Source organism: Rhizobium sp. 2MFCol3.1 (assembly GCF_000377565.1).
GTDB lineage: Bacteria > Pseudomonadota > Alphaproteobacteria > Rhizobiales > Rhizobiaceae > Rhizobium.
Genome location: NZ_KB898354.1, coordinates 211285 through 223727, shown reverse-complemented (window position 1 = coordinate 223727; position 12443 = coordinate 211285). Strand labels below are relative to the sequence as shown.

At 62.3% G+C, this 12443-nt stretch carries 17 protein-coding genes; 5 read left to right on the top strand and 12 right to left on the bottom strand.

The features are described 5' to 3' along the window. Positions 1-12 precede the first annotated feature (12 nt). From D460_RS0103960 to D460_RS0103945, 4 genes are read right to left on the bottom strand one after another with little or no spacing between them, the layout of a single operon-like run. Positions 13-879, bottom strand: a complete 867-nt coding sequence (locus D460_RS0103960) for an HlyD family secretion protein (protein ID WP_018897210.1) — start codon at positions 877-879, stop codon at positions 13-15. Then, a complete protein-coding gene (locus D460_RS0103955; protein ID WP_018897209.1) occupies positions 876-1085 on the bottom strand; it encodes a DUF1656 domain-containing protein in 210 nt (69 codons plus the stop codon). Before D460_RS0103955 ends, D460_RS0103960 begins: the two co-directional genes overlap by 4 nt. Further along, on the bottom strand, positions 1082-3175 hold the full coding sequence (locus D460_RS0103950; protein ID WP_018897208.1) for an FUSC family protein: 2094 nt from the start codon (positions 3173-3175) through the stop codon (positions 1082-1084). The genes D460_RS0103955 and D460_RS0103950 overlap by 4 nt, the downstream gene beginning before the upstream one ends. Continuing rightward, positions 3165-3620 (bottom strand): MarR family transcriptional regulator, encoded by a 456-nt coding sequence (locus D460_RS0103945; protein WP_018897207.1) that lies wholly within the window; start codon positions 3618-3620, stop codon positions 3165-3167. The genes D460_RS0103950 and D460_RS0103945 overlap by 11 nt, the downstream gene beginning before the upstream one ends. Positions 3621-3869: 249 nt before the next feature. On the opposite strand from D460_RS0103945, the gene D460_RS0103940 reads away from it, so the two are divergent. After that, entirely contained in the window at positions 3870-5294 is a 1425-nt protein-coding gene (locus D460_RS0103940) for an efflux transporter outer membrane subunit (RefSeq protein WP_018897206.1), read from the top strand. A gap of 106 nt (positions 5295-5400) precedes the next feature. Here the strand turns inward: D460_RS0103940 and D460_RS0103935 are convergent, their stop codons facing one another. Beyond that, positions 5401-7239, bottom strand: a complete 1839-nt coding sequence (locus D460_RS0103935) for an ABC transporter ATP-binding protein (protein ID WP_026282765.1) — start codon at positions 7237-7239, stop codon at positions 5401-5403. Positions 7240-7295: 56 nt separating this feature from the next. Here D460_RS0103935 and D460_RS35830 point away from each other — a divergent pair, with 56 nt between their 5' ends. Then, positions 7296-7550: a hypothetical protein gene (locus D460_RS35830; RefSeq protein WP_155947671.1), complete on the top strand. Its 255-nt coding sequence runs from the start codon at positions 7296-7298 to the stop codon at positions 7548-7550. An 84-nt stretch (positions 7551-7634) separates the two neighbouring features. Continuing rightward, on the top strand, positions 7635-7859 hold the full coding sequence (locus D460_RS0103930) for a hypothetical protein (RefSeq protein WP_018897204.1): 225 nt from the start codon (positions 7635-7637) through the stop codon (positions 7857-7859). A gap of 206 nt (positions 7860-8065) precedes the next feature. Here the strand turns inward: D460_RS0103930 and D460_RS32565 are convergent, their stop codons facing one another. The 3 genes from D460_RS32565 to D460_RS0103915 form a co-directional block, all read right to left on the bottom strand. Next, positions 8066-8911 carry an aspartyl/asparaginyl beta-hydroxylase domain-containing protein gene (locus D460_RS32565; RefSeq protein ID WP_018897203.1) on the bottom strand — a complete coding sequence of 282 codons (846 nt, stop codon included), beginning with the start codon at positions 8909-8911 and terminating at the stop codon, positions 8066-8068. Positions 8912-9082: 171 nt separating this feature from the next. Continuing rightward, positions 9083-9424, bottom strand: a complete 342-nt coding sequence (locus tag D460_RS0103920) for an SMR family transporter (RefSeq protein ID WP_018897202.1) — start codon at positions 9422-9424, stop codon at positions 9083-9085. A 27-nt stretch (positions 9425-9451) separates the two neighbouring features. Further along, positions 9452-10012 (bottom strand): TetR/AcrR family transcriptional regulator, encoded by a 561-nt coding sequence (locus tag D460_RS0103915; RefSeq protein ID WP_018897201.1) that lies wholly within the window; start codon positions 10010-10012, stop codon positions 9452-9454. A 153-nt stretch (positions 10013-10165) separates the two neighbouring features. Between D460_RS0103915 and D460_RS0103910 the strand changes: the two genes are divergently transcribed. Both D460_RS0103910 and D460_RS0103905 read left to right on the top strand, forming a co-directional pair. Further along, positions 10166-10555 (top strand): group II truncated hemoglobin, encoded by a 390-nt coding sequence (locus D460_RS0103910; RefSeq protein WP_018897200.1) that lies wholly within the window; start codon positions 10166-10168, stop codon positions 10553-10555. Between the two features lie 10 nt (positions 10556-10565). Continuing rightward, entirely contained in the window at positions 10566-10940 is a 375-nt protein-coding gene (locus D460_RS0103905; protein WP_018897199.1) for a DUF423 domain-containing protein, read from the top strand. Positions 10941-10960: 20 nt separating this feature from the next. Here D460_RS0103905 and D460_RS0103900 read toward each other — a convergent pair whose 3' ends face one another. The 4 genes from D460_RS0103900 to D460_RS0103885 are packed head-to-tail and all read right to left on the bottom strand — an operon-like array spanning position 10961 to position 12332. Then, positions 10961-11332 (bottom strand): VOC family protein, encoded by a 372-nt coding sequence (locus D460_RS0103900; protein WP_018897198.1) that lies wholly within the window; start codon positions 11330-11332, stop codon positions 10961-10963. A gap of 3 nt (positions 11333-11335) precedes the next feature. Then, positions 11336-11650, bottom strand: a complete 315-nt coding sequence (locus D460_RS0103895) for an antibiotic biosynthesis monooxygenase (RefSeq protein ID WP_018897197.1) — start codon at positions 11648-11650, stop codon at positions 11336-11338. A gap of 8 nt (positions 11651-11658) precedes the next feature. After that, positions 11659-11928 (bottom strand): hypothetical protein, encoded by a 270-nt coding sequence (locus D460_RS0103890; protein WP_026282764.1) that lies wholly within the window; start codon positions 11926-11928, stop codon positions 11659-11661. Continuing rightward, positions 11925-12332, bottom strand: a complete 408-nt coding sequence (locus D460_RS0103885; protein WP_026282763.1) for a DUF2325 domain-containing protein — start codon at positions 12330-12332, stop codon at positions 11925-11927. The genes D460_RS0103890 and D460_RS0103885 overlap by 4 nt, the downstream gene beginning before the upstream one ends. Positions 12333-12443: the final 111 nt, after the last annotated feature.

Below are 12443 nucleotides of genomic sequence, written 5' to 3'. Positions count from 1 at the left end.
GCGACTGGTCGATCACTCGATGATCGTGACGCTTGCCGTGCGACCGGCGACCAGTGCCGCACCGCCGGGCTCTCCATCGAGCGTCACCCGAACCGGCACGCGCTGCGCCAGGCGAACCCAGGTGAAGGTCGGGTTCACATTGGCAAGCTGGGCGCCCGTATCGCTGCGTTCGCGGTCTTCTATGCCGCCTGCAACGCCGGTGACGCGTCCCTTGAGCGGCGTCTCGCTTCCCATCAGGTAAACCAGCGCTTCATCACCGACCTTGATGCGATCGAGCTTGTTTTCCTCGAAGTAGCCGGAGATGTAGTAGGAGTCGGTGTCGATCAGCGCCGTCACGGCACTACCCGCCGTCACGTAATTGCCAGGACGCATCGAGAAGTTGGTCAGCACGCCGTTGACGGGTGCGCGCACGACCGAGCGGTCGAGGTTGAGCTGCGCGGTATCGCGGCTGATGACGGCCTGGTTATAGGTCGCCTCGTCCTGCTGGACCGTGGTCTCCGCCTGCTGGATCTTCTGCCGGGTCACCGAGTTGTCGCCGAGCTTGCGGTAAAGGTCGAGATCGCTCTTGGCCATGTCGAGCGCGGCTTTGCTGCTTTCCATCTGGGCCTCGGCCTGACGCAGCGCCAGAGCAAAGCGAGCCTGGTCGATGCGGAATATCACGTCGCCCTTCTTGACCGTCTGGTTGTCGGTCGCGTCGACTTCGCTGACGATGCCGGAAACGTCCGACGCCAGGTGAACGACATCGGCGCGGACCTTGCCGTCACGCGTCCATGGGTCATTCATGTAGTAGTCCCAGAGATGCCAGCCCAGCACACCGGCCAGCGCCACGACGACGCCGGTCAGAAGGAAGCGGCCGGAATAAGCAAGAAGCGATTTCATAATGACACCTTGTTCAAAGACAGCGCGAGCGCGCCGAGCAGGCAGAAATACATGGCCGTATCGAAGAGTGGCCGGTGCCACACGAGACGATAGAATCCGATGAAGGCCAGGATCCGCCGCAGGATGGAGTTGAGAAAGAAGGCAGCAACGGCGATTGCCGCCAGCGTGGGTATGAAGACGCCATAAAGATCGAGCTCCGGTCTCATGCCGCGTTCTCCTTTGCGAGTTGTCCGCCGGCCTGAATGGTCGCGTCAGGCATCACGAAGCGCGCATCCGGATACAGATTGTAGCGAAGCGACGTGATGGCCCGGCGTGCGCCCTCAACGGCCGATGACGGATTTTGGTTGATAAGGTCGACCAACGATGTGTCGATCGCCTTTAAGAGGCCCTCGCCCGGCTGGGCGTGGCCATGCTTTTGCTTTTGCTGATAGAAGCCAGCAATTCCAGACAGAACGTCGTCGACATCCTTTCGGCTGTCGCGGGTCAGCAGCTGACGGTGGCGCTGCAGTTCCATCGTGTTCAGGCCATTGCGCAGATCGCCAAGGATGTCGTTCTGGGCGACGGCGGATTCGACCGGGATGCGCGCCAGGCGCGGCGCGACCAGACCGAAGCGGTCCACCATGCGGTAGAGCAGCCTTGCGAAGTCAGGTGCATCCGACTTGCGCGCCACGGCGACGATATCCGCCCAGCCGGCGCGCAGCACACGGTACGCCGTCCACTCGGCACCGACGGAGCGCACCAGAACCGTCGTGCCGCAGGCAATGACGAGGCCGATCACCATTGCCATGTTGGAATTCAGGAACGAGCTGAGGTCGGGGTTCAAGCGATCCTGCAGGGCCAGCATGTTCGGGAAGTTGACGCCGAAACCGAGGCCGTAAATCATCGTGGCCGGCTTGGTCATCAACACGCCGGCCGGAATGAGCACCAGGCCGAGAGACGCAGCCAGCGGCAGGTAGCCATGAACGAGCGGCAGTAGGCCGAACTGGAAGACGAAGGCAACGGCAACCGCGAAGATCGAGACATACATGAACTTCAGCATCATCGGCGCCGGATCGTCCATCGTCGCGAAGATGCAGCAGAGCACGCCCGCCATCATGGCGGCGGCGGCGCCCTGCGACCAGCCGGTGAAGATCCAGAGGGCTGCGGCGATGAAGGTCGACAGCATCACAGCCAGACCGGAATGGATCGCCATGCCGTAATCGCGGTGGATCGGCGCGCGGTCGAAGAGCGTGCCGAAACGCTGCCAGCGCAGCTCGCGGCGACCACCGGTCTCGATATCGTCGCGCAGCGCCAGACAGTCGCTCCAGATCTGCAGGAGGTCGCGCAGGCGGGAGGTGAAATTATGGGCAAGAAGGCCGTTCCATTCCTGCTGCTCCCGGCCCTCCTTTTCAGCTTTCTCCATCAGCGCCAGAATTTCCTGCCGCTCCGCGTCGCCATAAGAGGCCTCGTTTGACAGCAGCTCGGTCACGCGGCGGATCAGGTCGTTGGCCGAGTCTGTCAGCTTGCCATCGGTCGCCTTACGGAAGGCATGCAGAAGATCGGCAAGGCCGGAGACGACGGGCAGCATGGCGACCATGCGCTGCTGCAGCGTGCGCGTGCGCCCAACCATGTCGCGCAGGCCCGACGTGTCGTAGGCAACATGCGTGGTGAAGCTGTGCAGATCGACCGCATCGGCAGCGAGCTTGCGGGCGGCGGCCTGAAGCGCGTCGCTCTTGTCGCTGCTGTTGAGCGTGCTGATCGCAAGGGCGGCGACATCGCGCACCCAGCTATCCATGCGCGCGGCAAGCACAGGGCCGGCATGCCGCGGAAAGACCAGGCGGCTGACGAGCGCCGCGCAGATGATGCCGAGCGCGATTTCCTCGACGCGGGCAACCGGATAGGTGAAAGCGGTTTCGGGGCTGGCGACGATCGGAAAGCCGGTGAGCGCGGTCGTGTAGCCGGCGAGCATGAAGGAATAGCTCCGCGGCGTGCGATCAAGCAGGCTGACACCGAGGCAGAAGGCCATCCACAGCGCGATCGCCAGCGTCAGAAGCTCGGGCGCATCGACGAGGTTTGGCACCAAGATGATGGTCATGGCGCCGCCGATTGCGGTGCCGATCAGGCGATAGATCGCCTTCGACGTGCTGGCACCCGACAGCGGATGCGCCACGATATAGACCGTGCCGACGGCCCAATACGGGTTCGTCAGATCGAAGCAAAGCGCAATCAGAAGCGCCAGCATCGCCGCGATGAAGGTCTTGATGGAGAAAACGACATCCCAAATGCTTGGAGAGATCGTAGTGTGGCTACTCGTCATTGTCCTGCGTTCCAGTTATCGCCGCGGTCCTATCCGCGACGGCGCGCAAAACCTCGATAGCGGCATCGACCTGGTCCGGGTCGAGATCGCCAAGGATTTGCTCTCGCAACTTTGCCGCACAACGCTCGGCGCGCTCGGCGACCGTTGTGCCCTCATCGGTAAGCTGCACCAGCTTGATTCTGCGGTCCGCCTCATCGGCAACCCGGCAGATCAGGCCGTCATTCTCCAAACTGTCGAGCACGCGCACCAGCGTCGGGCCTTCCACCCCGACCCGTTCGGCGAGCACATTCTGCGGGATCCGGTCGCCATGGCGCAGCAACGCGATGAGCGGTGCGGCGCTGGCGTCGGAAAGCTTATGGTCGGTCAAAGCGGCGTTCAGCGCACGGCGCCATCCACGCCCGCAGATCATCAGCAAGGGTGCGAACTCGGTCCAGGTCTTCTTCATGTTCGTTGCCATGGAATTAGATAACATCCTATCGATTTGAATTCAATGATATTGGTGCATAGCTGCCATTCGATAGTTAGCGAACTCTTATCCGCCCATTGTCTGGTGATCCCCCTCTCAACGCGCCGAGCCCCCTCTCCGCGAAACCTGCCATGCGACTTTGCCGTGCAGCATGGAAAGTAAAAATTAACCATAAGCGATAATAGATTGTTAGCGAACCGCCTTGCGGTCATCGCTTATGGAGATTTCATGCGCCGCATCGCAATTCTTGCCGGATTATCCGTTCTCGCGGGCTGTGTGAGCGGCCCGGATCATGTTCCCCCGGAGATGCCCCTCCCGGCCAAGTTCAATGAAGGCTCTGCCAAGGCCGACGGCGACGTCTCGACGGTCGCATGGTGGACCGCGTATCGCGACACCCGCCTGAACGGACTGGTCACCGAGGGCCTCAATGAGAACCTGTCGATCCAGCAGTCGCTGGAGCGCATCAACGCCGCTGCCAGCAATGTCACGGTGGCGGGCGCCGGCGCCCTGCCGAGCCTGACTGTCGGCGCCGACCATACGGTCAGCGGCAGCATGGGCGAACGCCGCACCTCGATCGGTGCCACCAACACGAGCGGCGGCAGCGCCAGTGTCGGCTGGCTGCTCGACCTGTTCGGCCAGTATCGCCGTTCCAAGGAAAGCGCCCAGGCTTCGCTCGACGCCGCCTACTCGACCGCCGACGTCGCCAAGCTCACCTATCTCCAGGATCTGGTGAACTCCTACATCAACGCCCGCTACTACCAGGAGCGCATCGCGCTCTCCAAGGCCAACCTGAAATCGCGCCAGGAAACCTACGAGCTGACCAAGTTCCAGCTCGATGCCGGTGCAGCCTCGCGTCTCGACGTCGTGCAGGCCGAAGGTCTGGTGCAGTCGACCCAGGCTGAAATCCCGGGTCTGGAAACCAACTTCCGCGTTGCCGCCCACCACATCGCCACCCTGCTCGGCAAGCCGGCCGGCTCGATGGTCGCCGAACTGCAGCGCGGCGGCTCGCAGCCGGTCTTCCGTGCCGGCATCGTCTCCGGCGTTCCGGCCGACCTGATCCGCAATCGTCCCGACATCCGCGTCGCCGAGCGCAATCTGGCCGCCGCCACCGCCAATATCGGCGTTGCGATCAGCCAGCTCTATCCGTCGATCTCGCTCTCCGGTTCGATCTCGCCCACCTACGTCAAGGCGGCCGGCGTTTCCGGCGGCGGCCTGACCAGCTGGTCCTTCGGCCCGACGCTGACGCTCCCGATCTTCGACGGTGGCCGCCTGCGCGCCAATGTCGATATCGCCAAGTCCGACGCCAAGACCCAGTATCTTGCCTGGAAGCAGGCGGTTCTGCAGGCGGTCGAGGAAGTGGAAAACGCGCTGTCGGCGGTTCGCCGCGATGCGCAGACGGTTGCCGCACTGCGCGCCCAGGTCAAGACGACCCAGGAAACGCTGGATCTGTCGACCGCCAGCTACAAGGACGGCGCCTCCTCGCTGCTCGACGTCCTCGACGCCCAGCGTCAGGTCTCGCTCGCCCAGGCAAGCCTGGCCGCGGCCGTCCAGCAGATGGCAACCGACTACGTCGCCCTCAACGTCGCCATCGGCGGCGGCTACAACCCCGGTGGCAACACCGCCCCGGTCAAGGTTGCCGCAAAGACAAACTGAGACGACAACAGCAATTGAGAAAAAGCCCCGGTTCGCCGGGGCTCTGAGATCGCAGGGCCGGTGCATCGATCACGATGCTCCGGCCTTTTGTTTCGAATGCCAGCGATCACATGCTGGCCTGCACGCTGTGCAAGCCGGCATAGATTCCGTCGCGGGCCATCAGATCCTCATGCCTGCCCTCCTCGACGATCCCGTCGGCGGTGAGCACGAGGATGCGATCGGCGTGCCGGACCGTAGAGAGACGATGCGCGATGACGACGGTTGTGCGCCCCTTGGCGAGCCCGAGCAGCGCCTGTTGCACCGCCCGCTCGCTCTCATTGTCGAGCGCGCTGGTCGCTTCGTCGAAGATCAGGATCGCCGGGTTCTTCAAAAACGCCCGCGCGATCGTCAACCGCTGCCGCTGCCCACCCGAGAGCCGCACCCCGCGCTGGCCGATATCGGTATAGTATCCATCGGCAAGCGCCATGATGAACTCATGCGCATTGGCCGCCCGCGCTGCTTCTTCCACCTCGGCGTCGGTGGCATCCGGCCGCCCATAGCGGAGATTGTCGGCGACCGAGCCCGCGAACAGATAGACGTCCTGCTGCACCACGCCGACATGTCCACGCAGCGACGCCAGCGTGACATCACGGATATCCGCGCCATCGATCAGGATCGACCCGGCCTGCACGTCGTAGAAACGGGGAATGAGCGAGCACAACGTACTCTTTCCCACGCCCGACGGACCGACCAGCGCCACGAACTCGCCGGGCGCGATGGTGAAGGACAGGTTCTCGAACACGCCAGTCGTGTCGGCGTCATAGCCGAAGCTGACATCCTCGAACCGGATCTCTCCCTTCGGCGCCGGCAGCGCGTAGGCATCTGACCGGTCGACGATATCGGGCTCGACATCGAGGATCTCCATCGCCCTCACGAAGCCGGTATAGCCTTCCTGCCAGAGCCGCACGAAATTGGCGAGCCGCTGCACGGGATCGACGAGCACCGCGACGCAAAGCAGGAAGGTCAGGAGATCGGCCACCGTCATCGCCGACGACACGATCCTGACGCCGCCGATGACGATGACCAGGATCGTGATGAACTGCGCGAAGCTCTCCGTTCCCACGGAAAACCACGCCTCGCTGCGATAGCCATCGGCACGGCTTACGAGAAAGCGCTCGTTCTGAACGGCGAAGCGATCCCTCTCCAGCCCTTCATTGGCGAAGGACTGCACGACGCGGATACCCGCGAGGCTGTCTTCCAGCCGCTCGTTGACACCGGCGATTTGCTGCTTGCTGCGTTCGAGCGCGCGGTTCATGCGGCGGTTGAAATGCAGCGCGTAGGCGACCGCGAGAGGCGTCAGCAGCAGGATCAACCCTGCCAGGAGAGGATCGATATAGACAAGCACCAGCATGGCGCCGCCATATTTGAGGATGGCGATCGAGACATCCTCGGGACCATGGTGGAACAGCTCGCCGAGCCAGAGGGAATCGCTGGTGATGCGGCTCATCAGCTGTCCGGTGCGCTGGCGATCGTAGAAGCTGAAGGAGAGCTTCTGGCAATGATCGAACAGTTCCTGCCTGACGGCAGCCTCGATGCGCGCGCCCATCACATGGCCGCGATAATCGACGAAGAACACCGCGACCATCTGCACCGCGAGCAGCGCCAGCATGACGGCGCCGACCTTGAGGATCAGCACCGTGGCCTCCCCCGCATCCGCGATCACGAGAAGGCGGTTGGTGACGATATTGGCGCAGATGGGCAACGCCACCGCGGTCGCCGCGACGAGAATGGCGCAGACGACATCGGCGCAGAGCAACGGCAGATGCGGACGGTAGTAGCTGAGAAACCTGGCGACCCGAGAGCGCCGCCGCGCATGTTGATCGTCGGCAGTATCAGGCTCGGAAGTGGTCGGGAGTGGTTTACGACGCGGCGCGTCTTTTCGCGCGCGGGCGAATTGAATAGACATGAAGCGGAGTGTCCTTGTGAGTGATCGTTCCTTTCGTTCTGGACAGGATCGCTTTCATGACAGTCTCCCTGGACGAGTTTGCGTTCAGCTTCGCGCCATCCTTAACAGATCGATCGCCCGCCCGCAAACGCCACTCCGCACAGAAAATCAGAAAAACACGCTTAACGTGCGTTAACGGCGCGGGCCGCGCGTCGGCCGGCCGTTGGGCCCTCGCCCAGGATTTCGATCCGGATCGAGACATTCCGGCCTCTGTTTCCAGCCGTTTTCGGCTCGTCGTTTCGTTCCGCGACACCGCGTCTGTCGCAGCCTGAAACACCCGCGAGCCTTAACCTTACTGGGTAACCAATCCATTAGCATCCTGTTGAAAACGAAGGCGGTTATGGCAATCTTCAGCCATGACAAACATCCGCTCTCCAAGATTCAACGCCGATGATATGGGACGGTCGCGGGAATGCGAAAGCGTCTGCAAAGGGGCGATAACCGAAGTTGTCCGTCGCGCAATCGCGGCGGGATGGCGTGAAGCAGAAATTGCGCTTCACCTGGCAGACGCAGCAGAAGATTATGTCATCTACCTGGCAACCAAGCCGGACCGTCGCCTGAAGGCGGCAAACAACAACTAGTTGCGAATGGGGGCGACTGACGTCGCCGGAGCAAGGCCTGCTTACGAGGGGAAGCGACCTGCCGGCTCCGAAACATACGCATCGAGACTGCCTGCGGCGCTATCGCCGCACGACCATTTCAGAGCGGCGTCCCACCCGCCGAACAACAGCATGGCCGCTGAAACGAGGCCATGCTGTTTTATCTTTCCGGGCGCAGCCTTGTTGGCTTAGCCCTGCGGCCGGTTTCTGAAGGCCTCGGCTTCCGCGTAGAACTTCTTTTCCCACTCCTTGTGGTTATCCAGCCCTTCGCGGATGAACGGCGTGAACACGGCGAGGTTCATCAGCGCCCAGTTGACGAAACGGGCCGGAAACTTCAGCGGCTTGTCGAAATCGACGAACAGCACCACGCGGGTCTTGTCCGTGTGGTTCCAGGCCTCGTGCTCATAGGCATCGTCGAAGATCAGCGCCTTGCCTTCCTGCCAGTGGCAGATCTGGTCCTTGACGCGGATGGCGAGCTTGTCGGCCGGCTCCGGCACGATCATGCCGACATGCAGGCGCAGCACGCCGTTATAGGGCCCACGATGCGCCGGCAGATGCTTGCCGGGCTCGAAGATCGAAAACATCGCCGTCTTCAGGCCGGGGATCTTCTGCACGGCGCGCCACGTCTCCGGGCACTGCGCGATGTTCTGTTCCGATTTCACGCCGAAACCGAGGAGGAAGAAGGTCTTCCAGCCGGAATCTGTCGAGATGGTCTTCACGTCGGTCGAGATATCCTGGAAGGTCGGCAGCTCGCTCTGGCGCACCAGCACGCGCTCCAGCTCGGCACGGATCTGCGGATAAGCGGCCTCGACCTCTTTCGCCCAGGGGAAGGTGGCGTTGTCGTAGACCGGCGGATTGCCGAGCTTGGCGTATTTGTAGTTCAGCTTCTCCGCCCAGGCGACGATGCCCATGAAGAACCGGGTAACCGGGCTCGGGCGTCCCATTGGGGCGATGCCCGAGGTGCCGAAGGTCTGTCCCTCGGGCTTGGAATCGGCGGATTTTGGGGAGGTAAGATCAGCGGTGCTGTCAGTCATGGGTGTTCCAATGCGCGATGCTTAAACTGTCATCTGTCACTCAGGATATGGACATCGCAGCCGATTGCGCAAGTCAGGCCTCCGTGAGGTGAGGTCAAATATCGCGACCCCGGGGGCCATCTCCCCTGGTGACTGGGGGCTTTCCTCGCATACGACCGGATTCCATTAAAATCAATGGGTGACGGATTTGGAGAACAGGTTGACCACCAGCACACCCGCAATGATCAGCCCAAGGCCGATGACTGCGGGCGTATCCAGCCGCTGCTTGAAATAGATGAGGCCGACGCTGGAAATCAACACGATGCCGAGCCCACTCCAGATCGCATAGGCGATGCCGACAGGGATCACCTTCAGCGTCTGCGACAGGCAGTAGAAGGAGGCGGCATAGCACGCGACCATCAGCGCGGTCGGCCAGAAACGGCTGAACTGCTGCGAAAGCTGCAGCGCTGTCGTGCCGATGACCTCCAGCGCGATCGCCGTAAACAAGAGCGCATAGACCGCAACCGGTGCCATGATGATTTATCCTCTATTGCAGGGAAGTTAGCGTGCGGTCAGCTCGACCAGGCGTGCCAGAAGCGCCTGGCGCTGCGTGTCGTCGGAGGCGCCGCCGATCATGTCGGCGAGCCAGAGGCCATCGGCCGCGAAGCGCACGATCTGCGCATCGATAGACGAGTCCGTGCCTACATATTCCTCGATCCGCCCGTCGATCCACTCGCCCCAGCGCTGCCGCAGCCGCGGCTCGGCCAGAAGCGCGATCGTCACCTGCGCCCAGTGGCCGGCGTCGTCAGGGCTGTCGCGCAACCCGGCGACTGCGTTGAGATAGGCGCGCGTGAAGCGGCCATGCGGCACCGGATCCTCGCGCATGCGCTCGTCGAGATCGGCATCGAAGCGCGCCAGAAGATCCTCGAAGAGCGCGTCGAGCAGCGCGTTCTTGGTCGGGAAATGATGGAGAAGGCCGCCCTTGCTGACCCCGGACGCGCCGGACACGGCATCGAGCGTCACGGCACTCATCCCCTGCTCATTCGTCAGGCGCGCGGCGACATCCAGCAGCTGCTGGCGAACGATGGCGGGTTGCTTGCGGCGGTGATGAGCGTTTGACATGATACATAAAGATACCGTCTGGACGGTTCTGTCAAGATACCGCGAAATTTCGCCGTCGAAGCTTGCGCGAAATGTCGCGCTCGGTAGTGCTGGTTACGGTTGCGATCGAGACTGCGGCGGTGCATGAAGGGGCAAGCTGTGAGGAGCCGCGCCGTGAGCGAGAATACCATTACACTTTACGAGGCCGTTGGCGGCGACGCGACGATCCGCGCGCTGTCGCATCGCTTCTACGAGCTGATGGACACCCTGCCGGAGGCGAGCAACGTTCGCGCGGTCCACCCGCCGACGCTCGAAGGCAGCGAAGCGAAATTCTACGAATACCTGACCGGCTATCTCGGCGGCCCGCCCGTTTATGTCGAGAAATACGGCCATCCGCGCTTGAGAAGCCGCCACTTCATCGCCGAGATCGGCCCTGTCGAGCGCGACGAGTGGCTCCTGTGCTTCCGCCAGGCGCTGGAAGAAACCGTTCCGAACCCGAAGCTGCGCGAGATCATTCTGCCGCCGATCGAGCGGCTGGCCGATCACATGCAGAACAAGCAATAGGCTTCCAATAATGACGCTCAATCAGCGCTTCTCGCCGCTTTTCCTGGTGCTTTCAGGCCTCTTCGGCTTTGCCGGCGTGGCGCTGGCCGCCGCCGCCGCCCATCTCGATGGCGACGGACACTTCCTCGCCTCGGCCTCGGCCATGTGCCTCGCCCACGCCCCTGCCCTCCTGGCACTGGCGCTCGCTGGCGAAAAGCTGAAGACAGCCTGGCTCGCCGGCCTGCTAATGGGCCTCGGCACGCTGCTCTTTTCAGGCGATCTGGTGACGCTTCGCTTTGCAGGCTCCAGCCTGTTTCCGATGGCTGCGCCCACGGGCGGCTTCGCCATGATGTTCGGCTGGCTGGCAATCGCCGCCGGCGCCGTCTTCCGCAACCGCGCCGGATAATCTGGCTGGGAATAGTCGGCTTATGCCTGCTGCGGGATCCGGCCGAAGCGCAGCAGATTGCCGTGCGGATCGTGGATGTAGAACTCTTCCATGTTCCATGGCCGCACCGTCATGTCGCTGAGCTTCTCGACGCCGCGCGCCTTGTATTCCGCGTGAAGCGCGCCGATGCCGCCGCCGCGCAGGTAGACCGATGTGCGCTCGCAGAGCGACCGGTCGTCCGTCAGCCAGAAATGCAGCTCCATCTCGTCGCGACGCAGGATGAGATAATCCTTGTCCTGGTAGACGATCGTCTCGAAGCCGAGCCCGCCGCGATAAAAGGAAAGCGTCTCGCCGATATCGAGCGACGGCAAAACCGGCAGAACTTCGATACGGTCAGGATTGTCAGCAACCATCGCTCAGATCCCGTCCACGACTTGAAAGCCCTCGAACACGGGCGGCCCCTTGTACATCGCCTTGCGGTCGCCGGCATTGCGATGGGCAGCCCGAAACTGCTCGGACTTCGTCCAGTTGAGGAAATACTCTTCGCTGCGCCAGATCGTGTGCGAGGAAAACAGCGTATAGCCCTCCTCCGCATTCTCGCGGCCGCGCAGCAGCCTGAATTCCACGAAGCCGGGCACTTCCGAAAGGCTGGAATCGCGGTTGCGCCAGACGCTTTCGAATTCCGCCTCCGACCCGATCGATACCTTGAAGCGGTTCATCGCGATAAACATGGGAGCACTCACGCCTTGCGTTTCCTCTCGGCTTCGGGAGCCTCGAAGGCTATCACATTGCGACCCTCAAGGGCATCGCGCCCGAGCGGCTTTTCTGGCAATTCGCCCGGCATGCGCGCTTCCCAGATCGGAAACTGCTCGACATTGGGATAGTACCTGCGCCGCTCTTCGCGTTCCATCATCAGCTCATAGAGTTCGGGAACCATGCCATCGCCATTGTGGGCGGCCAGCTTGTGCAGGCCGATCAACGTATACCCTTCCGGGTGTCTGTCGCTCATCGGGTGGCGTTTCGCTCATTCATGGTCGTCAGCGCCCGCTCTAGGCTCGACTTGCTGCCGTTGCGCAGCGGAATGAAGGTCTTGCCGAACTTCTTGCAGCCGGTCTTTACCCTCAAGCAAGCATCATGGCTGATACAGTCGATCGGGCAAAAGACGCAGTCGACGGAGGGGAGCACCGTGTCGATGCGCGACACCGCCTCGCGCAGGCCGCCATCGTGGTGGATCAGCTCGGCGCCGAAGTTGCTGGCGATCTGGCGCAGATGCGCCACCTGGCAGTCACGCCCGCCGACATAAAGGAAGCTGCGGCCATCGAGCTTGGAACGTCCGGAGGTCTCCTCAACCGTATTTGTATCCGCACTCACGCGGATTTCCCGGTTAGAACCCTTCTTCGCCTTACGCGCCATTGACCACCCGTTCGTTCATTGATCGGCACACGATTGCTGCGTGTGTGGGTGGACCTTAGTAAACTTGATTTTTAGAGTAAAGTATAAAGTTGATTATTTTCATCATATTTT